Source organism: Nakamurella sp. (genome assembly GCF_048594475.1).
GTDB lineage: Bacteria > Actinomycetota > Actinomycetes > Mycobacteriales > Nakamurellaceae > Nakamurella.
This window is the reverse complement of record NZ_JBMDXT010000537.1, coordinates 1-20,543: the sequence shown is the minus strand read 5'-3', so window position 1 is coordinate 20,543 and position 20,543 is coordinate 1. Positions and strand designations below refer to the sequence as shown.

At 73.5% G+C, this 20,543-nt stretch carries 17 protein-coding genes; 12 read left to right on the top strand and 5 right to left on the bottom strand.

All coding sequences use genetic code 11. The features are described from left to right. Positions 1–22: 22 nt before the first annotated feature. On the top strand, positions 23–493 hold the full coding sequence (locus ACOJUF_RS24140) for a hypothetical protein (protein WP_420124352.1): 471 nt from the start codon (positions 23–25) through the stop codon (positions 491–493). Between the two features lie 189 nt (positions 494–682). After that, positions 683–2,566, top strand: coding sequence for a propionyl-CoA synthetase (locus ACOJUF_RS24135; protein ID WP_420124351.1), 1,884 nt, complete (start codon positions 683–685; stop codon positions 2,564–2,566). Positions 2,567–2,615: 49 nt separating this feature from the next. On the opposite strand, the gene ACOJUF_RS24130 is transcribed toward ACOJUF_RS24135, so the two are convergent. Then, a complete protein-coding gene (locus ACOJUF_RS24130) occupies positions 2,616–3,275 on the bottom strand; it encodes an ANTAR domain-containing response regulator (protein ID WP_420124350.1) in 660 nt (219 codons plus the stop codon). Positions 3,276–3,967: 692 nt separating this feature from the next. Here ACOJUF_RS24130 and ACOJUF_RS24125 point away from each other — a divergent pair. The 3 genes from ACOJUF_RS24125 (at position 3,968) to ACOJUF_RS24115 (ending at position 8,787) form a co-directional block, all read left to right on the top strand. Continuing rightward, positions 3,968–6,559: a hypothetical protein gene (locus tag ACOJUF_RS24125; protein ID WP_420124349.1), complete on the top strand. Its 2,592-nt coding sequence runs from the start codon at positions 3,968–3,970 to the stop codon at positions 6,557–6,559. A 23-nt stretch (positions 6,560–6,582) separates the two neighbouring features. After that, positions 6,583–7,674, top strand: coding sequence for an alpha/beta fold hydrolase (locus ACOJUF_RS24120; RefSeq protein ID WP_420124348.1), 1,092 nt, complete (start codon positions 6,583–6,585; stop codon positions 7,672–7,674). A gap of 342 nt (positions 7,675–8,016) precedes the next feature. After that, the gene (locus ACOJUF_RS24115; protein ID WP_420124359.1) at positions 8,017–8,787 is read left to right on the top strand and encodes a class I SAM-dependent methyltransferase; all 771 of its coding nucleotides are present in this window, start codon (positions 8,017–8,019) and stop codon (positions 8,785–8,787) included. A gap of 45 nt (positions 8,788–8,832) precedes the next feature. Here the strand turns inward: ACOJUF_RS24115 and ACOJUF_RS24110 are convergent, their stop codons facing one another. After that, positions 8,833–9,363, bottom strand: coding sequence for a DUF4188 domain-containing protein (locus ACOJUF_RS24110; RefSeq protein ID WP_420124347.1), 531 nt, complete (start codon positions 9,361–9,363; stop codon positions 8,833–8,835). A gap of 75 nt (positions 9,364–9,438) precedes the next feature. On the opposite strand from ACOJUF_RS24110, the gene ACOJUF_RS24105 reads away from it, so the two are divergent. Continuing rightward, positions 9,439–10,080, top strand: coding sequence for a MerR family transcriptional regulator (locus ACOJUF_RS24105; protein ID WP_420124346.1), 642 nt, complete (start codon positions 9,439–9,441; stop codon positions 10,078–10,080). A 65-nt stretch (positions 10,081–10,145) separates the two neighbouring features. Here the strand turns inward: ACOJUF_RS24105 and ACOJUF_RS24100 are convergent, their stop codons facing one another. From ACOJUF_RS24100 to ACOJUF_RS24090, 3 genes are all read right to left on the bottom strand, one after another. Beyond that, positions 10,146–10,574 carry a cyclic nucleotide-binding/CBS domain-containing protein gene (locus tag ACOJUF_RS24100; RefSeq protein WP_420124345.1) on the bottom strand — a complete coding sequence of 143 codons (429 nt, stop codon included), beginning with the start codon at positions 10,572–10,574 and terminating at the stop codon, positions 10,146–10,148. Between the two features lie 212 nt (positions 10,575–10,786). Beyond that, on the bottom strand, positions 10,787–10,993 hold the full coding sequence (locus tag ACOJUF_RS24095) for a hypothetical protein (protein ID WP_420124344.1): 207 nt from the start codon (positions 10,991–10,993) through the stop codon (positions 10,787–10,789). Between the two features lie 101 nt (positions 10,994–11,094). Further along, positions 11,095–11,919, bottom strand: a complete 825-nt coding sequence (locus ACOJUF_RS24090; RefSeq protein ID WP_420124343.1) for a hypothetical protein — start codon at positions 11,917–11,919, stop codon at positions 11,095–11,097. 118 nt (positions 11,920–12,037) lie between these two features. On the opposite strand from ACOJUF_RS24090, the gene ACOJUF_RS24085 reads away from it, so the two are divergent. The 6 genes from ACOJUF_RS24085 to ACOJUF_RS24060 all read left to right on the top strand — a co-directional run. Further along, on the top strand, positions 12,038–12,487 hold the full coding sequence (locus ACOJUF_RS24085) for a hypothetical protein (RefSeq protein ID WP_420124342.1): 450 nt from the start codon (positions 12,038–12,040) through the stop codon (positions 12,485–12,487). Positions 12,488–12,602: 115 nt separating this feature from the next. Next, positions 12,603–14,726, top strand: coding sequence for a S53 family peptidase (locus tag ACOJUF_RS24080; protein WP_420124341.1), 2,124 nt, complete (start codon positions 12,603–12,605; stop codon positions 14,724–14,726). An 85-nt stretch (positions 14,727–14,811) separates the two neighbouring features. Beyond that, positions 14,812–17,046 (top strand): maltose alpha-D-glucosyltransferase, encoded by a 2,235-nt coding sequence (gene treS, locus ACOJUF_RS24075; protein WP_420124340.1) that lies wholly within the window; start codon positions 14,812–14,814, stop codon positions 17,044–17,046. 37 nt (positions 17,047–17,083) lie between these two features. Further along, positions 17,084–18,535 (top strand): hypothetical protein, encoded by a 1,452-nt coding sequence (locus tag ACOJUF_RS24070; RefSeq protein ID WP_420124339.1) that lies wholly within the window; start codon positions 17,084–17,086, stop codon positions 18,533–18,535. Between the two features lie 543 nt (positions 18,536–19,078). Next, on the top strand, positions 19,079–20,050 hold the full coding sequence (gene denD, locus ACOJUF_RS24065) for a D-erythronate dehydrogenase (RefSeq protein WP_420124338.1): 972 nt from the start codon (positions 19,079–19,081) through the stop codon (positions 20,048–20,050). A 106-nt stretch (positions 20,051–20,156) separates the two neighbouring features. Next, positions 20,157–20,543: SWIM zinc finger family protein (locus ACOJUF_RS24060; RefSeq protein WP_420124337.1), on the top strand; the 387-nt coding region annotated here is incomplete at its 3' end.

Genomic DNA, 20,543 nt, shown 5'->3' with positions numbered 1-20,543 from the left:
CGGGTGAGGGGGCGGGAGCGACATGCGGCGCATCGTGGTGGTCGCCAACCAGACGCTCGGCGGCGAGCACCTGGCCGACCTGATCCGGAGCCGGGTGGCCGACGGCCCGGTCGAGGTCCTGCTGGTGGTCCCGGCCACCTCGCACCCGGACCTGGTGCAGGCGCTGGCCGAGGCCTTCGCCGTGCAGGGCGGCCTGCGCCCGCCGGCCGGGCGGCAGGACGCCCACGAGCTGGCCCGCTCCCGGGCCACCGCCGGGGTGCACTGGTTGGCCGGTCTCGGCGTGGACGCGATCGGAGAGGTCGTCGAGGCCGACCCGGTGCCGGCCGTCCGGGAGCGACTCGGCCGTGGCGACATCGACGAGGTCGTCGTGTCCACGCTGCCCGCCGGGGTCTCGCGCTGGCTGCACCAGGATCTGGCCCACCGGATCCGGCGCGTCACCCGCGTGCCGGTGACGGTCGTGACCGCCGACCATCCCGGGCCGTCCGGCGGCTGACCGGGCGCGGGCGTCCGGGACGGGCGCCGCTCGTCGCCGCCACCCGACCGTTCGCCGGTCGGCGGCGCCGCCGGTCCGCTCCGACGGTGGCGTTCCCCGCCCGATCCGGCCGGATGCTGGGCAGCCGGGGGTCCGCCGGGCACAATCGGCACCCTGACCTGAGCCGGACGCTGACAAGGAGGCCAGCCGATGGGTGCGTACGAGCAGATCCGCCGGGCGAGCATCGAGGACCCGGAGTCCTTCTGGCTCGACGCCGCGGCGTCGATCGACTGGACCGCCGCGCCGACCCGGGCCCTGGACGCCGGGGCCGCGCCCCTGTTCCGGTGGTTCCCGGACGGCGAGCTCAACGTCTGCGCCAACGCGCTGGACCGGCACGTCGCGGCGGGGCGGGGGGAGCAGGCCGCGCTGATCCACGACAGCCCGGTCACCGGGACCGTCGAGACCTACAGCTACCGCCGGTTGCGGGACGAGGTCGCCCGGTTCGCCGGGGTCCTGGCCGACCTGGGCGTGGGGGTGGGCGACCGGGTGGTGATCTACCTGCCGATGATCCCGCAGGCCGCGATCGCGATGCTCGCCTGCGCCCGGCTCGGTGCCGTCCACTCGGTCGTCTTCGGCGGATTCGCCCCGCGCGAGCTCGCGGCCCGGATCGACGACGCCACGCCGCCGGTCATCGTCTCGGCGTCCTGCGGCATCGAGGTCCAGCGGGTGATCGAGTACAAGCCGCTGCTCGATCAGGCCATCGAGCTGGCCGCGCACCGGCCCGAGCGGTGCGTGATCCTGCAGCGTCCCCAGGCGGTCGCCGCGATGGGCCCGCGGGACGTGGACTGGGACGCCGCCATGGCCGCGGCCGTCCCCGTCGACCCGGTCCCGGTCCGGTCGACCGACCCGCTCTACATCCTGTACACCTCGGGCACCACCGGAAAGCCCAAGGGCGTGGTGCGGGACGGCGGCGGGTACGCCGTCGCGCTCGCCTGGAGCATGCGCGGCCTGTACGACATCGGGCCGGGCGAGGTCATGTTCACCGCGTCCGACGTCGGCTGGGTGGTCGGCCACTCGTACATCGTCTACGGGCCGCTGCTCGTCGGCGCCACCACCGTGCTGTACGAGGGCAAGCCGGTGGGCACGCCGGACGCCGGCCAGTTCTGGCGCGTCGTCGCCGATCACCGGGTCAAGAGCCTGTTCACCGCACCGACGGCGTTCCGGGCGATCCGCAAGGCCGACCCGGACGGCACCCTCCTGCAGGGGTACGACGTGTCCAGCCTGCGGTACCTGTTCCTGGCCGGGGAGCGGCTGGATCCCGAGACCTACCGGTGGGCGGGCGAGCTGCTGGGCATCCCGGTGATCGACCACTGGTGGCAGACCGAGACGGGCTGGGCCATCGTCGGCGACCCGGCCGGCATCGAACTGCTGCCGATCAAGCCGGGCTCGCCCACCCGGCCGATGCCGGGGTGGGACGTGCGGATCCTGGACCCGGCGGGTCAGGAGATGCCGGTCGGCGAGGACGGCGCGATCGCGATCCGGCTGCCGCTGCCGCCCGGATCGCTGCCCACCCTCTGGAACGACGACCAGCGGTACGTCCGCTCCTACCTGTCGACCTACCCGGGGTTCTACCTGACCGGCGACGGCGGGCACCTGGACGCCGATGGCTACCTGTTCGTGATGGGCCGCACCGACGACGTGATCAACGTGGCCGGGCACCGCCTGTCCACCGGCGGGATGGAGGAGGTGCTGGCCGGCCATCCGGACGTCGCCGAGTGCGCGGTGATCGGCGTCGCCGACGTGCTCAAGGGGCAGGTGCCGCGTGGATTCGTGGTGCTCAAGGCGGGCGTCGATCGTGACCCGGACGACGTGGAAGCCGAACTGGTGCAACGCGTCCGGGATCAGATCGGGGCGGTGGCGGCCCTGCGGGAGGTGTCCGTGGTGCCGGCACTGCCCAAGACCAGGTCGGGCAAGATCCTGCGCCGGACGATGCGCCAGATCGCCGACGGCCAGGACGCCCCCGTGCCGTCCACCATCGACGACGCGTCGGTGCTGGACACGCTGCGACCGGTGCTGCGCAAGGCGGGCGGCTGACCGGGGCCCGGTGGTCCGCCGCGATCGAACGGCGACGGCCGCCGGGCCATCAGGACGCGGCGCGGTCCCTCCGGGCGTCGCCGAGCTCGGCCACGACCTGGGCGGCGATCACGTGCGCCGGCTTGCGCCGGTCCATCGCCGTGCGCGGGAGGCAGCGGGACGCGTCCGGCGCGCTCATCCGGCGGTGGGGCCTCAGCCGCCCCGGGGCCCGCTCGCTCAGTTTGGGCGACTCCAGCCGGCGGCTGATCGCGGCGACCTGGTCGACCAGGTGGGCGATCTCGGCGTACCGGGCGATCGCCAGCTCGACGGCCGGCAGCAGGTCGGCCCGCGTCGGCGGCTTGGTCAGGAAGGCCAGGGCGCCGGCGTCGCGGGCCCGGGCGATCAACGCGGGAGTGGCCTCGGTGGCCAGCACCACGACCGGCGCGATCCGCAGCGCGGCCGTCGCGACCAGGGCGTCCACGTCGGGACCGTCGGCGCGGTCGACCGCCAGCACGACGACGTCGGGCTTGCCCCTGGCCACCAGATCCGCCAGCTCGCGGGTCTCGGCCACGCTCCCGGCGATCTCGACGCCCTCGTCGGCCAGGATCGCACCGACCGCCCGCCGGGCGACGTCGTCCCGATCGCACACCACGACCCGGTGGACCGCCGGTGGAACCGCGGTGGGCAGCCCGGCCGGCAGGTCCGTCACGCCCGTTCGCTCGATACCCATGGCTTCTCACCCTCTGCGGTGTATACCCGTCGTGATCTGCACCTTCACCGACCGCTCACCGTGGCAAGTCGATCTTGTTAGCAAGATTAGCTGAGACGCTGCGAACCCAGCTAACCAACGACGTGAGAACCGCCACGTGTCAATCGGAACCACCCGTTCGCGGCGCCGGGTGCCTCGAACGAGCGAGCGCGACGGGGGCCGTACCGCCCGGTCGAGGTCGCATCGACGACATCGCGTCACCGGCTGCGGCGGTCGGGGCGCGCATCGTCCGCCGCGCCTGCGTGCGGATCCGGATCCCGGTCCGCAGCCGCCGGTGGAGGCGGGGCGCCGGCGATGGATGGTTCACCCGTCGCCCGAGGAATGTCGCTCGATCGCCGGGTTCGAGGTGCGGTCAGTGATCGACCGGACGGCGTCGATCGGGGTTCGGGTGACCACCGCCGGGCGCCCGGCCCGGGTGCCGTGACGCTCGATCACGCACAGCGGTGGCCGGATCGCGGCGCTTGGCGACGCTCAGTGAGATCACCTCTGCGCAGCGCAAGCTTTGTGACTAGGGTCACCAGCTGGAAGCGCTCCCACATTTCACTCCCAGACGAACAGGCGGTCGCCCGATGTCGGTGGTCCATTCGAGGGTTCGATCGGTCAGACGCCGGGGATCGGGGGGACGCGCCCGGCTCGGCGCGCTCGCCGTCGCCGTGCTGGCGATCGGCGGCGCCGGGATCACCGCCACCGCCGCGTCGGCCCAGGCGCCCGCCCCGGCCGCCTCGATGCTCACCGCGGCCGCGTCGCCGACCGATCTGGGCCCGAACGTCACCGTGTTCGACCCGAGCATGCCGGTGGCCCAGATCAAGCAGCAGGTCGACGCGATCACCGCGCGCCAGATCGACGACGAGATGGGCACCAACCGGTACGCACTGCTGTTCAAGCCCGGCACCTACGGCAGCCCCGGGCAGCCGCTGGAACTCCAGGTCGGCTACTACATGGACATCGCCGGCCTCGGCAAGAACCCGACCGATGTCGTCATCAACGGCCGCATCGACGTCTTCAACCGGTGCCTGCCGCACCCGACGAACCCCGGCCAGTCGTACTGCGTCGCCCTGAACAACTTCTGGCGCTCGCTGTCCAACCTGTCGAACACCGGGGCCGGCGGACCCACCGAGTGCCGCCGGACCGCCATGTTCTGGGCCGCGTCCCAGGCCTCGCCCATGCGCCGGGTCAACATCAACGGCCCGCTGAGCCTGATGGACTACTGCACCGACCAGCCGCAGTGGGCCAGCGGCGGGTACATCGCCGACTCGAAGGTGCCGGCCCAGGTGACCAACGGGTCGCAGCAGCAGTACCTGGTGCGCAACTCGACCGTCGGGGGCTGGTCCAACGGCGTGTGGAACCAGGTGTTCCTGGGCACCGTCGGCGCGCCCGCGACCAACTTCGGGGTGCCCCAGGCCGACGGCCGGCTCGGCACCTACACCAACCTGCCCACCACCGCACTGAGCCGGGAAAAGCCTTACCTGTACGTCGATTCCGCCGGCGCCTACCAGGTCTTCGTGCCGTCCGCCCGGACCAACTCGGCCGGTGTCAGCTGGGACAACGGGGGCACGCCGGGCCGCTCGGTGCCGCTGTCGCAGTTCTTCGTGGCCACCCCGTCCGACTCGGTGGCCACCATCAACGCGGCCCTGGGCGCCGGCAAGAACCTGCTGCTGACGCCCGGCGTGTACGGCATCGGCCAGAGCATCACGGTCACCCGCGCCGACACCGTCGTGCTGGGAATGGGTCTGGCCACCCTCACCGCGGTGAACGGCGCCGTGCCGCTGACCGTGGCCGACGTGCCCGGCGTGATCGTCGCCGGCGTCATGATCGACGCCGGCACCGTCACCTCCCCGGCGCTGATGACCGTGGGGACCAGCGGCGGCACCTGCGCCGCCTGCACGCTGAGCGACCCGACCACCCTGTCCGACGTGTTCATGCGGGTCGGTGGGCCCGGCGTCGGCAAGACCACGAACGGGCTGGTGGTCAACAGCGACGACGTCCTGATCGACCACATCTGGCTGTGGCGAGGCGACCACGGCAAGCCGAACACCGTCGGGTGGGACGTCAGCCCCGGTGATGTCGGGCTGATCGTCAACGGCGACAACGTCACCGGCACGGGCCTTTTCGTCGAGCACTGGCGCAAGTACAACACCATCTGGAACGGCGACAACGGCAAGGTGGTCTTCTACCAGAACGAGTTGCCGTACGACCCGCCGAGCCAGCAGGCCTGGCGCAGCGACGCCCTGGGGTACGCGGCCTACAAGGTCGCCGACTCGGTCAACACCCATGAACTGTGGGGCGGCGGCGCCTACATCTACACGAATGTCGACCCGTCGATCCACCTGAGCCACGCCTTCGAGGTGCCGGTCAAGTCCGGTGTGCGGCTGCACCACCTGCTGACGGTCCAGCTGCTGGCCGGCATCATCGACCACGTCGTCAACGACACCGGCGACCCCACGCCGTACCCGGCGACCGAACCGGCCATGGTGATCGAGTACCCGGGATCCGGCGTCCCGCCGACCAGCCCGCCGACCACCCCGCCCACGACGACCCGGCCGACGACCACGCCGCCCACCAGCACCCCGCCGACCAGCACGCCGCCCACGAGCACGCCGCCCACGAGCACGCCGACGACCAGCACGCCGACGACCAGCACGCCGACCACCAGCACGCCGACCACCAGCACGCCGACGACCAGCACACCCGCCGGCGGGCAGGGGCCGACCAACCTGCGGATCACCACCGGGCCGGACAGCGCCACGCTGACCTGGGACGGCGCCCCCGGCGCCACCTACGAGATCCTGCGGGGGGAGGCGGGCGTCCGGATCGCCAGCACCACCGGGAACACGTTCACCGACAGCGGGCTGGCCCGGAGCGTGCCGTACGTCTACTCGGTGCGCGGCCCCGGCGGGACCACCCAGCAGATCACGGTGATCCTGGGCAGCACCCCCACCACGAGCACCCCGGCCACCAGCACGCCGACCACCGCGAACCCGACCAGCACCACGCCGACGTCGGGCAGCGGGGCGGCGCCGCGCAACCTGCGCGCGGCCGGGACCACCGCCAGCACCATCACCCTGGCCTGGGACGGTGACCCGAACACCACCTACGACGTGCTGCGCGGGGAGGCGGGGGACCGGATCGCCACGGTCAAGGGCACCAGCTTCACCGACATCGGACTGCTGGCCAACACGCCGTACGTCTACTCGATCCGCGGGGCCGGCCAGACCACCCCGCAGGTCACGCTGCGGATCCGCTGACCAGGGCGGACTACCATGCAGGGATGCCCGTCACCGGCCGGGCGGGCATCCCGCACCAGCAGATCCGCTTCTGCCGGGCCCCGGACGGGGTCCGGATCGCCTATGCGGTGCACGGCCAGGGGCCGCCCCTGCTGATCTCGACCTGCTGGCTCTCCCACCTGCAGCACGACTGGGAGAGCCCCGTCTGGCGGCACTTCCTCGCCGACATCGGGCGTTTCGCCACCATCATCCGGTTCGACGAACGCGGCCACGGCCTGTCCGACTGGGACGTGACCGACTTCTCTCTCGACGCCCGGGTCGGTGATCTCGCCGCCGTCGCCGACGACGCGGGCTTCGCCACCTTCGCGCTGATGGCGATGGCGCAGGGCGGCCCGGTCGCGATCACATACGCGCACGCCCACCCCGCGCGGGTGACCCGGCTGGTCTTCTACGACAGCTACGCCGACCCGCAGCACGGTGTCACCGACGACGATCTGGCCCTCGAGGACGCTTTCGAGCAGATCATCAAGGTCGGCTGGGGGCGCCCGGAGGGCACCTTCCGCCGGGTCTTCAGCACCCAGATGATCCCGGACGCGACCGAGGAGCAACTCGGCTGGCTGGACGACCTGCTGAAGGTCTCGGTCTCGCCGCGGACGGCCGTCCTCGCGCGGCAGCAACGCATGGGGGCCGACGCGAGCGCGCTGATGCCGGAACTGACGATGCCCACCCTGGTGCTGCACTCGCTGCGGGACCGGATGAACCACTTCGACCACGCCCGGCACCTGAGCGCCGGCATCCCCGGCGCCCGGCTGGTCCCCCTGGACAGCGGCAACCACATCCTGCTGGCCGACGAACCCGCCTGGCCGGTCTTCGTGTCCGAGGTCCGCGACTTCCTCGCCGCCGACCGCGCGCGCGAGCCGGCAGCGGCCGTGCCGCTGGCCCGGTTGCTGTCCGGCCGGGAGGTCGAGGTGCTCAGGCTGGCGGCGGCCGGCCGGGACAACGAGGAGATCGCCCGGGCCCTGACGCTCAGCGTCCGGACCGTCGAGCGGCACCTGCAGAACATCTACGCGAAGCTGGATCTGCAGGGCAAGGCGGCCCGGACCGCCGCCGTGGCCCGGTTGCTCGGCGGCGGCTGAGCTCCGGCCGAGCTCCGGCCGGGCTCCGGCGTCGGTGGCCGGAGTCGGGTCGCCGGTTGCTCGGCGGAGTCGGCCGCGCGTACGCGGCGGCACCCATCGGCGCCCGTCGGCCCCGCCCGACGGTGCGCGGCTGCACCGATGCCGACGCTGCCCGGTCGTTCCTACCGTTGAGCCCGACCCGCCGAACAGGTCGGCGGGACAAGGACTGCCGCGCAGGGAGAACCGACGATGACGCAGGTACGGGCGGACCGCCCCCAGACGACCGGACCCACGAACCCCGCGAGCCCCACCGGCTCGGCGACCCCGACCGGGCCGAGTGCGATCAAGCTCAAGCACCGCGCGATGTGGGCGTTCGGCGACTACGACGCGGTCGCCACGGAGGTGGTCGGCGGCCTGGGCCCGGTGCTGGTGGACGCGGCGGGGGTGCAGCCCGGCCACCGGGTGCTGGACGTCGCCGCCGGCTCCGGCAACGCCGCCATCCCGGCCGCCGACCGCGGCGCCCGGGTCACGGCCGCCGACCTGACGCCCGAACTGCTGGACGTCGGCGCGCGGCGCGCCGCGCGCCGTGGCCTGCACCTGCGCTGGATCGAGGCCGACGCGGAGTTCCTGCCGTTCGCCGACGGAGAGTTCGACACCGTCCTGTCGTGCGTCGGGGTCATGTTCGCGCCGTTCCACCAGCCGGTCGCGGACGAGCTGCTCCGGGTGACCCGGCCGGGCGGCACCATCGCGCTGATCAACTGGACGCCGGAGGGCTTCATCGGGCGGATGTTCGCCACCATGAAGGACTTCGTCCCGGCCCCGCCGCCCGGCGCCCGGCCGGGCCCGCTCTGGGGGACCGAGGCCCACGTGCGCGAACTGCTCGGCGACGGGGTGGCCCGGCTGACCGCCGAGCGGCGCCGGCTCCGGGTCGACCGGTTCGCCGACGCCGAGCAGTTCCGCGACTTCTTCAAGCAGTTCTACGGGCCGACCATCGCCGCCTACCGGGGTCTGGCCGACGACCCGGACCGCACGGCCGCCCTCGACCGCGCGCTGGTCGATCTGGCCCGGGCGGCCGGAGCGGACACCGGGACGATGGAGTGGGAGTACCTGCTGGTCGTGGCGCAGCGGCGCTGAGGACAACCCGCCCGCCGGTCGGGCCGGTCGGTCCGGTCGGGCCGGCTAGTCGCGGGCCGTGGCCGGCTCGGTGCCGACGGCGGCCGGTCCGGGCGCGGCCGTCCGCCCGTCGGCCAGCCGCGTCATCGCGCGGTCGGACCGCCGGGCGATCGGCACCGCCGCGGTCGCGGCGGCCAGGCCCATCGTCGGCGTACCGACGTAGATCGACTCCGCGCGGTCGACCAGGTAGGTCTCGTGCCAGATGCCCACGGTGCCGTCGGCCGCCCGGGCCCGCCGGTTGAAGGCGGCCCAGGCCGGCCGGTGGCGGGCGCCGGGATCGCTGGCGTAGGCGTAGAGCTTCTCGGTCGAATCCCAGTACTGGACGATCATCGGCCCGCCCCCGCCGATCAGCTGCCGGTAGCCCAGCAGGCCCGACTCGGGATCGGCACTCAGTTCCTGGAGCATCGGGCGCATCGCGCTCAGCACGGGCCACCACTGCCGGGGCCTGGACCACCGGTTGATGGTCATCCCGATGAGGAAGACCACGAGGGGCCCGTCGTGGTGATGGGTCATCCGGCGGGTGTCGATGCGGGCCATGGGTGGTCCTTCCTCGATAAGATAGTGACGCTCTCCAATAATGGGGAGTGACACTCTCCAATGTCAAGGACGACCGTGCGCATCTCCGAGCTGTCCCGGGTCAGCGGGGTGCCGACCGCCACCATCAAGTACTACCTGCGCGAAAAGCTGCTTCCGGACGGCCGTTTGACGTCGGCGACGCAGGCTCAGTACGACCAGGCCCACGTGGACCGGCTGCGGCTGATCCGCGCCCTGCTCGGCCCGGGTGGCCTGTCGGTGGCCAGGGCGCGCCGGGTGCTCGAGGCGGTCGACGATGCCGGGACGCCGACCATGGAACTGCTCGGCATCGCGCACTGCGCGCTGGTCGGGCCGGCCGCCCCCGACCGGGACCTGGGTCGGGCGGACGGCCTGCTGCGCCGGTGGGGCTGGTCGATCGACGAGCAGGACCGGGATGGTCGCGCCGCGCTGCTCGACGCGCTGGAGGCGATCGACGCGGCCGGGTTCGACCTGCCCGACGGAGCGGTCGACGGCTACGCGCGGGCGATGCTCGAGGTCGCCACCATGGAGCTCGACCACCTGCCCGACGACTCGCCCGAGGCGGCCGTCCGGTACGTCGTCCTGGGCACCGTGCTCAACGAGCCGTTGATCCTGGCCCTGCGCCGGCTGGCCGAGAAGCATGTGACGAGCCGGCGGTTCGCTCCCGAGGGCGGCGGGGGGGCCGGGCCGGCCGCTCGCTGACCGCGCCCGCTGGCGGAAGGGCCCTCCGCACAAGCCGGCGTCGACCGCGCCGGTGCATCGCGCGGTCAGGTCGCCGCGGACGCGAGGCGATGGGCGTCCACGAGCACCGCGAGCACGTCCCGGGCGGAGACGATGCCGACCACGTCCTGACCGTCGCCGACCGGGAGGTGCCGGATCTCGGCGTCCACCATCACCGCGCCGGCGTGGCCGATCGTGTCGTCCGGGTCGGCCCAGATCAGATCGAACGTGGCGATCTCACCGATCTGCCGCTCGTCGGGGTCGGGACCGCCTTCGGCGAGCGCGTTGATGAGATCGCGCTCGGACACCAGGCCAACCCGGTCGTTGTCGTCGACGAGCAGGACGGCGCCGATACCGTTCGCCACGAGTTCGGACAGCGCGTCGGCCCAGGAGGCCGCGGCGTCGATGGTGGCGACCGAGGTCGTCATGATCCGGGCGACGGGCTCGGTCGGCTGCACGGTGCGTGGACTGGACATGATTCCCGCTCCTGACGTGGTGTTCGCGACCGGCGGCGTGCGCCGGTCACCACCAGTCAAGACGAGCGGTCGGAGGCCGGGGAGGGTCGTTGGTCCCGTCCACCCGGGCTGCGGGGGACGGCCGGGCGGGCGCCGGGGACGTGCGACAAGGGCCGGGCGGCGCCGATCGGCGGCGACACCCGGCCCTTCGCGGCTCGGCGGGCGGTGGTGACTCAGCGGGTCCGCAGGTCGCTGTCGGTCAGGCCGACCAGGGTCAGCTTCGTGCCCAGATCCGGGGTGAACTCGACGGTGTAGGTCGTCGGGCCCCATCCGGTCTGCAGGTTGACGATCGTTCCGGGAGCTCCTGTGGGGACTGCAGTCGTTCCGCCGTAACGGATGTCGCGCGCCGCTTGCACTGTCGAGAGCGCCGGAAAGGCCATTCGTCCTCCTCGATGAGTGGTCTCGAGCCGCCACCCTACCGATGCCGTCGGTGGGGAGAAAAGGCGCATCGGGTGAACAATCGGCGCCGGACCGCCGGCCGTCAGCGCAGCACGTTCACCGCCCGCGCGATGACCAGGGCCGCGGTGACCAGCGACACCGACGACTCCAGCATCATGGCCAGCTTGGCCCAGCGGCTCATCGGCATGGTGTCGGTCGGGCTGAAGGCGGTGGCCGTGGTGAACGAGACGAACGCATAGTCCGAGAACCGCGGCTCCCAGGACCGGAACAGTCCCGAGCCGTCCGCCATCTGCGGGAACAGGAAATCCGGAGTGGGTCGGGTGGCGGCCGCCCGCGCCGCCGGCCCACCGCGGTCGAACTCCCAGAACAGCAGGGCGAAGATGATGACGTTGCCGATCCAGATGTTGGCACCCGTGGCCAGCAGCGGGATCGGGTCGTCCCCTCCGTTGCCCGCGACCAGGTCCTTGATCAGCAGCGCCACGGCCAGCGCGTTGGCCAGCCCGGCCACGGCGAGCAGGGCCAGCGCGGCCGCGCGCCGGCCCGGGGATGACCGTTCGATCCGGAACGGGTTGCCGGCGACCAGGATCACCGCGATGACCAGCTCGATCGCCGGCAGCGTCCACCGGCCGACGGGGGTCAGCGCCCCCGGCAGGGCCAGCTGCAGCACGATCATCAGGCCGACCGCGACGCTGACCTCCCAGCGCTGTTCGCCGCGGGTCGGCCGCTGCCAGGCGGGCAGGTCCGCCGGCCCGCCGGGGCCGGTCGCGGGGGAGCGGCCGGCCCCCGGCGCCGGCGACGACCCGGCGTCGATCCGCTCACGCAGCCGCCGCACCTCGTCGCGAAGGTCCGCCGCGAGCTGCCCCCAGTGCTCCCCGGAGCGGTCGGGCGATGGTGCCGAATCGTTCACGATGCCGAGTATCGACCCGTGCAACCCCGGGGCGGCCGGTCCCCGTCATCCCCGTGTGAGTCCATCCCGTCTGCGTCCCCGTGACCGTCGCCGAGCCGAACCGAAGGGTGGCCGGCCCGTGGCGCGGGCCGTGATCGCGGCCGCCCTGATCGGCGTGCTCGGGCCGGTGCTGACCGGGTGCGCGGGATCGGCGCCGTCGCCGGCCGCGGCGGGACCGACGCCGCCGGCCGCGGCCGGCTCGGCCTCCGTGACCGCCCCGCCGGCCGCCGGGAGCGCGCCCGGCTCGACCCCGGCGGTTCCGCCGGTCGGGACCGGCGCGGCCCCGAGCCCGTCGTTCGGGTCACCGCTGGCCATGACCCTGTCGGGGGTGGTCGTCGAGGGGGCGGAACCGTCCTGCCGGATCCTGGCGGTCGACGGTGCGGACGGGGCCGGCGGCGGCCGGTGGGCGCTGACCGGGGCGGCGGCCGCCACGCTGGGGTTCGGCGCCCAGGTGACGGTGACCGGCACCGCCCGGCCGGACCTGCGGAGCCCGTGCGGGCGGGTGCTGGTGATCGCGGCGGGCGGCTGATCGAGGTACTTAGTTAGTAGTGCAAACGGGTGATTCACCGATCCGGCCCTCGCCAGCGCACCCCCGCGGGTGGATGCTCCCTGCGTCACGTCCATCGGATGCCGGGGAGTCTGCCGTGGGCACCGCTTTTCGCCGTTTGTCCCTGTTCGTCGGTCTCTCCTCGGCGCTGGTCGTGGCGTCGGTGTCACCGGCTCTGGCGGATCCGCCGCCGCCTCGCGCGGTGGTCGACGACGCCCCTGGCTGGACGGCGGGGGCCGCGGTGGTCGGCGACGTGCCGGCCGCGCAGACCCAGCACCTCACGGTCGCGCTGACCCTGCGGGACGAGGCCGGGGCCGAGTCGCTCGCGGCCGCCGTCTCGGACCCGACGGACGCCCGGTACCGGTCGTTCGTGTCGGCGGCGGACTGGCGCGCCCGCTTCGCCCCGACCGATCAGGCCGTGCAGACGGTCTCCACATGGCTGACCGCACAAGGCTTCTCGATCGGCACGGTGCCGGCCAACCACCGGTTCATCCCCATCACGGGCAGCACCGCCCAGGTGCAGGCCGCGTTCGGCACCGCCGTCAAGACCTTCGACCACGACGGGCGGCCGACGGCGGCCCCGGCGTCCGCGCTGACGGCGCCGTCGAGCGTCGCCGGGCTGATCGCCGGCGTCAGCGGGCTCGACGAGAGCGCGGTGGTCCGCCCCGATCACCTGGTCGGCGACCAGACCGCCGACGGGCAGTCGCCGGCCACCTCGGCCGACGCCCGGTCCCGCGGCGCCGCCCCGGCGCCGCAGACGGCGGTGCCGCAGGACACCCTGCCGCCGCCCGGCGCGGTCTACCGCAACGCGACGCCGTGCTCGAGCTACTACGGCCAGCGGGCCGCGACCGATGTCCCGCAGATCCTGAAGGACCCGCTGACCTACGCGCCCTGCGGGTACCAGCCGGCCCAGCTGCGCGGCGCCTACGGGGTCGACCAGTTCCTGGCCAAGGGGATCGACGGCCGCGGGGTGACGGTCGCGGTCGTCGACGCCTACGCGTCGCCGACCATCGCCGCGGACACGCGAAAGTACTTCGCGGCCCACGACTCCCGGCACCCGTTCCGGTCGTACCAGTTCAGCCAGTCGCTTCCCGCCTCCTACACCGACGTGGAGGAGTGCGATGCCGCCGGATGGTACGGCGAGGAGACCCTGGACGTGCAGGCGGTGCACGCCATGGCCCCGGCCGCGAACATCCTCTACGTCGGGGCGACCAGCTGCCAGGACGACGACATTCTGGCCGCCGTCAACACCGTCGTGGACAACCAGCTCGCCCAGGTGATCACCAACTCCTACGGCGATGTCGGCGAGCCGTCCCGGGCGGCCGTCCAGGGCGAGCACCAGACCTACCTGCAGGCGGCGGCCGAGGGCATCAGCGTCCTGTTCTCCTCGGGCGACGCCGGCGACGAGATCGCCGCCACCGGCACCCGGCAGGCCGACTACCCGGCGAGCGACCCGTGGGTGACCGCGGTCGGCGGGACCTCGCTGGCGGTCGGTGCGACCAACAACTACCTGTTCGAGCAGGGCTGGGGCAGCGGTACCGCGAAGCTGGTCGACGGTGCCTGGGATCCGAACCCGCCGAGCTATCTGTACGGGGCGGGCGGCGGGACCAGCCGGTTGTTCAAGCAGCCGAACTACCAGCGGGGCGTCGTCCCGGCCGACATCGCGATGTGGGTGCCGGACGGCACCACCCCGTCCGGCCCCCACCGCGCGGTGCCCGACGTGGCCATGGTCGCCGACCCGCAGACCGGCATGCTGATCGGGCAGAGCCAGACCTTCCCGGACGGCTCGGTCCGGTACTCCGAGTACCGGATCGGCGGCACCAGCCTGTCCAGCCCGCTGCTGGCCGGCGTGGTGGCCGTCGGGGACCAGGCCGCCGGCGGCAGCGTCGGCTTCCTGAACCCGGCGCTGTACCGGCGGTCGAGCGCCTCGGCGATCCGGGACGTCACCACCGCGTGCCCGGCCACCCCACAGCAGTGCGTCACCGACGGCGTGGTGCGGGTCAACTACGTCAACGGGTTCGACGCCTCCGCGGGCACGGTCAAGGTCCTGCGGACCTTCAACCAGACCGGCACGATCTACACCCGGGCCGGCTACGACGACGTCACCGGGGTCGGCACGCCCGATGCCGGCGCCCTGCTCGGATCGCTCGGCGGCGGGGCCGGATCGGGGGGCGGCGCCGGCGCGTCGGGCGGCCAGATGCACGGCCAACCGGCCCGGTGAGCGCGTCGGTCGCCCCTGACCCACACCCCGCCGGAAGCTGATCTACTGTCGACCGGACGCAGGGATCGGCGGCAGGAGGTGTGTGGTGAGCGAGCTCGAACAGGACACGGGGACGGAATCGGCCGCAGGCGAGGCGGCCAGTGAGATTTCGTACGACGAGCACCTGTACCCGGCCCGGCCGAGCGTGCTCGGCCCCCGGGCGCGGCTCAACCGGCACCTGACCGAGGCGCCGCCGCCGTTCGCCGCGGATGGCCGCAACCGGGCCTACGTCGAGTGGCTCGAGGACATGTCGATGCTGGGCGACGCCAACACCGTCGCCCGGCAGCTGTCCGGCCAGGCGGGCATGTGGCTCAACCCGTACGCCTACCCCAACCCGCGGGCCGCGGTCGACCGGGCCTCGGTCTGGTTCACTGCCTACCCGCTGTCGCTGATCGCGGCGCCGGGCCAGTCGTACCTGGCCGCGCTGGGCGACGAGGGTCTGTGGTCGGCGTTCGAACGGATCGGGGTCGAGGGGGTGCACATCGGTCCGGTCAAGCGGGCCGGCGGCATCAGCGGCTGGGAGTACACCCCGAGCGTCGACGGTCACTTCGACCGCATCAGCATGGCGCTCGACCCGCTGTTCGGCACCGAGAAGGACTTCCGGGTGATGTGCGCGGAGGCGGTGGCCCACGACGGCGCGATCATCGACGACATCGTGCCCGGCCACACCGGCAAGGGGGCCGACTTCCGGCTCGCCGAGATGAACCACAAGGACTACCCGGGGATCTACCACATGGTCGACATCCCCGAGGAGGACTGGCATCTGCTGCCCGACGTGCCGGCCGGCCGGGACTCGGTGAACATCGACGCCGCCACCGAGAAGGCCCTGCAGGAGACCGGGTACATCATCGGCCAGATGCAGCGGGTCATCTTCTACGAGCCCGGCGTCAAGGAGACCAACTGGAGCGTGACCCGTCCGGTGCACGACACCGACGGCAAGCTGCGGCGCTGGGTCTACCTGCACTACTTCAAGGACGGCCAGCCGTCCATCAACTGGCTGGACCCGACCTGTTCGGGCATGCGGCTGGTGCTGGGCGATGCCATGCATTCGCTGGTCGACCTGGGGTCGGCCGGGCTGCGGCTGGACGCCAACGGCTTCCTGGGCGTGGAGAAGAGCGCCGAGTCGCAGCCGGCCTGGTCCGAGGGGCATCCGCTGTCCCAGGCGGCGAACCAGCTCATCGGCAGCATGGTGCGCAAGGTCGGCGGGTTCACGTTCCAGGAACTGAACCTGACGATGGACGACATCAAGGCCACGTCCAAGGACGGCCCCGACCTGTCGTACGACTTCGTCACCCGGCCCGCCTACCACCACGCCTTCGTCACCGGCGACACCGGCTTCCTGCGGCTGACCCTGCGGGAGGCGATGGGCCTGGGGATCGATCAGGCCTCGCTGGTGCACGCCCTGCAGAACCACGACGAGATGACCTACGAGCTGGTCCATTTCGCCACCAAGCACAAGGACGAGACGTACACCCTGGGCGGGCGCGAGTATCTCGGCTCGGACCTGGCCGAACACATCCGGCAGACGCTGCGGGACAAGCTGACCGAGCCGGCTGCCGACTACAACCTGGTGTTCACCCAGAACGGCATCGCCTGCACCACGGCCACCATCATCGCCGCCACGCTGGGCATCGCGGACCCGGCCCTGGCCACGGACGAGCAGGTCGACCTGATCCGGCGCGGCCACCTGCTGCTGGCCATGTACAACGCGCTGCAGCCGGGGGTGTTCGCCCTGTCCGGGTGGGACCTGGCCGGCAACGTCACCCTCAAGGCCGACCAGGTGCAGGGGCTGATCCGGGACGGCGACACCCGGTGGATCCACCGCGGCGCGCACGACCTGATGGGGTCGAACCCGTCGGCCACCGCGTCCGGCTCGGGGATGCCGCGGGCCCGGAGCCTGTACGGCACGCTGCCCGACCAGCTCGCCGACCCGGCCTCGTTCGCCGCGCAGCTGAGCCGCGTGCTGGCCGTGCGCAAGCAGCTCGGCATCGCCGCCGGCGCCCTGCTGGAGGTCCCCGAGGTCGGCCACCCGGCGGTCCTGGTCATGGTCAACTTCACCGTCCGCGGACTGATCCAGCTGACGGTGCTGAACTTCTCGGGCGAGGACCTGGAGGTCGACGTCGTCTCCGACCACCTCGACCCGGGCTGCGCGGTGGTCGACGGGCTCGACGCCGGCTTCCGCGCGGCGGTGGGGGACGCCCATTCGCTGACGGTGCCGCTGGCCGGGTACCAGGGCCGCGCCCTGGTCGTGGAGCCGGCGGCGGCCCCGGCCGCCGGCTGAGTCGCCGACCGGCACGGGCGATCCGGCAGGAGCGCAGATGAGTCACGGCCTTGACTTCCCGGCCGGCCCCGGTGGATCGCGCAGTACCACCGCGGCCGGCCGGGCGGTCGTCGCCGCGGCGTTGGCCGCCGTCGACCCGGTGGGCGCCCGCGCCGTGGAGAACGAGACCGCCTGGCGAAGCCGGTACCTGCTGCACCTGCGACGCGCGGTGGAGGCCGGGGTGGACACCCCGGGGGCCTGGTGGGCGATCGCCGACGCCGGGCTGGCGGCGGCCCGGGACCGGATGGTGGTCGGCGGCGGGCCGGCCGAGGAACCGGCGATCGGCCTGCTGACGGCGCCGGCCGGCCCGGCCCTGGCCACCGTCGCGGTGACCGGTCGCGGCGCGCCGGCCACCGAGCTGGTGGTGCCGTACCACGGGAACCGGCTCCGGGGTGGAGAGCTGCGCGACCGGATGGCCGCCTGGGCCGCCGCGGGAATCCTGGAGCCGTCCGCGGTCCGGGCCGTCGAGGACGTCATCGACCATCCGGAATGGTTGCGCCTGGACGGGTTCACGGTGGCCGTGCTCGGCGCGGGCGCCGAGATGGGCCCCGTCGGGCCGCTTCTGGACTGGGGGGCCCGGGTCGCCGCGGTCGACCTGCCCCGACCGGCGGTCTGGCAGCGCCTGCTCGCCCGGGCCGAGGCGTCCGCCGGCACGCTGGTGCTGCCGGTGGATCCGGACCGGGCCGATCCGGTCACCGGGGCGGGGGCGGATCTGCTGGCCCAGGTGCCCGCGATCGCGGACTGGCTGGCCGAGCTGGACGGCCGGATCGTGCTCGGCAATTACCTGTACGCCGACGGCGGTGCCCACGTGCGGCTCTCGGTCGCCGCCGACCTGCTGGGCAGCCGGCTGGCCGCCCGGCGGCCCGACTCCGGGCTGGCGTTCCTGGCCACACCGACCGACGTGTTCGTCGTCCCGCGCGAGGCGGTCGAGCAGTCCGGAGCCGCGTACGCGGCCCGGTCGACGACGGCGAAAGTGGCCGGCCGGCCGCTGCGCTGGCTGACCCGGGGCCGACTCGTGCACCGCGCGTACCCGCCCGGCGCCGACCCGGGCATCGCCGACGCGCTGGTGCCCGCCCAGGGACCCAATTACGCGCTGGCCAAACGAATCCAGCGGTGGCGGGCGGCCGTGGCCCGCCGGGACGGCCGGCTCGTCACCTTCCACGTCGCGCCGTCCACCCGGACGAGGTCGGTGGTGAAGAACCGGGCCCTGGCCGCGGCCTACGCCGGGGCGCGCCGGTTCGGGGTCGAGATCTTCGAACCGGACACTGCCAACACCCTGATGGCCGCGCTGCTGGTGCGGGATCTGGCCGGCGGGGTCGTCCGCCACGACCACCCGTGGCAGGACGAGGCGCACGCGGCGGTCCACGGTGGCCTGTGGCGCAGCGCCTACGAGCCGCGCAGCATGCTCGGCGTGGCCGCGGTTCTCGGCTACGCCGCGTCCCGCCGCTGACGCCGGTCGACTAGAGTTGGCCGAGCTTGCGAGGCCACCATCGAGCACGGGAGGGGTGTCCTGGATGAATGCGGCGACGGAGGAGCCGGATTCATCTGGAGGCCCGTAGGTGTGGACCGGTGCCGCCGGGCCGGGTTCGGCCGCGACCTGCACCGCCGGCCCGGCCAGGGTCCCCAGCACCTCGGAGATGCCTTTCCGGAAGGCGTCTGTCCGCCGGACGGCGCCTGCGGAGCCAGGCCGTCACCTCGCGGTCGCATGTGCTCGCGTGACACCGCCGCGGACGGACCACCGTCGCCAGGGTGTACCGGCCGCCCCGGGAGATCGGCAGCTCCGCAGTCCGGTTGCCGGGCGCGGTCCGCCGACCCGCAGCAGGCGCAGCCGCCCCGGGCCCGTGGCAGGGCCGGCCACTCGGCGGTGGTCACGTCGTGCTCCACCGCCTGCATCCGGCGGGTGCGCCGGCGGGCGGCCCGTGCGCGTCGGGTGCGGCTGACCGTCACCGGGCTACGGTAAGCCCGGGTCCAGCGGGAGGAGCGGAGGCCGGGCATGCGCGTCCTGATCACCGGTGGTGCCGGCTTCCTCGGCACGCTGCTGGCCCGCCGGCTGCTCGCCGGCCCCCACATCATCGGCGGCGCGGCCGCCCAGGATGCCACCGAGCTGGTCCTGCTGGACCTGGTCCCGCCGCCGGCGGACGTGGCGGCGGATCGGCGGGTGCGCTCCGTGACGGCGGACGTCGGTGCCGGACTGGCCACGGTCGGTGACGTCGATGCCGTCTTCCACCTCGCCGGGGTGGTCAGCGGGCAGGCCGAGGCCGACTTCGACCTGGGTCTGCGCACGAATCTGGACGGCACCCGGGCGGTGCTGGAGTGGGCGCGCCGGCACCGGGTGCCGCCGGTGCTGGTCTTCACCAGTTCCCTGGCCGTCTTCGGCCGCGACCCCGACTTCCCGCCGCCGGACGTCGTCGACGACGACACGCTGCCCCGGCCGCAGTCCAGCTACGGCTTCCAGAAGTTCATCGGTGAGCAGCTCGTCGCCGACTACTCGCGGCGCGGGTACCTGCGCGGTCGCAGCGTCCGGCTGATGACGGTGGCCGTGCGGCCGGGGCGGCCGAACGCGGCCGCCTCCGGCTTCCTGTCCAGCATCGTGCGCGAGCCGGTGCACGGGCAGCGGACCGTCTGCCCGGTGGCGCCCGACCTGCCCGTGGCCCTGTCGTCCCCGGAGCGGACCCTCGACGGGATCCTGGCCGCCGCCGCGGCGGGTGATCGGGCCTGGGGGAGCCCGACGGCGATGACCCTGCCGGGCCTGTCGACCACGCCGGGCGAGCTGGCCGCCGCGCTCGATCGCCTGGTCGGGCCGGGCACCGGTGACCTGATCTCGTGGGTCCCGGATCCCGCGGTGCAGGCCATCGTGGGCAGTTGGCCGGCGCGCTTCCGGACGGCCCGCGCGTCCCGGCTCGGCGTGCGGCCCAATGCCGATGTCGACGAGGTGGTGCGCGAGTTCCTGGTCGCGGACGGCTGAGCGCCGGACGCGGTAGGGGGCCGTCGGCGGCCCGACGGAGCACCCGATCGCCCAGCCGGCGCCCGGCCGATCATGGCTGTCGGAGCCGGCACCTACTGTAAGGCCGGTGGGGGCCCGGTGGAGCGTCGATCAGGTCATGGCGGCCGCGCCGGATTCGGCATCCCAGGTGGCCGGGCGGCGGTTGGCCCGGCCGGGTCCGTGGAGTGCGATCGGCACGTCGGACAGCCTCGTCTGGGGCGAATGCCAGGGGTCCGGCCGCACCCCCTACCGGGTGACGGTCGACACCGGCACCCGTCGCTACCAATGCAGCTGCCCGTCACGGAAGTTCCCGTGCAAGCACGCGCTGGGCCTGCTGTTCCTCTGGGCGCAGGGTCAGATCGACGAATCGGGCGAGGTCGCGGGATTCGCCCTCGCCGCGGCCGATCGGGCGGCGGCCGCCCGGGCGGGAGCCGAGGTCGAGCCGGCGACCCCACGGGAGCAGACGCCGCAGCAG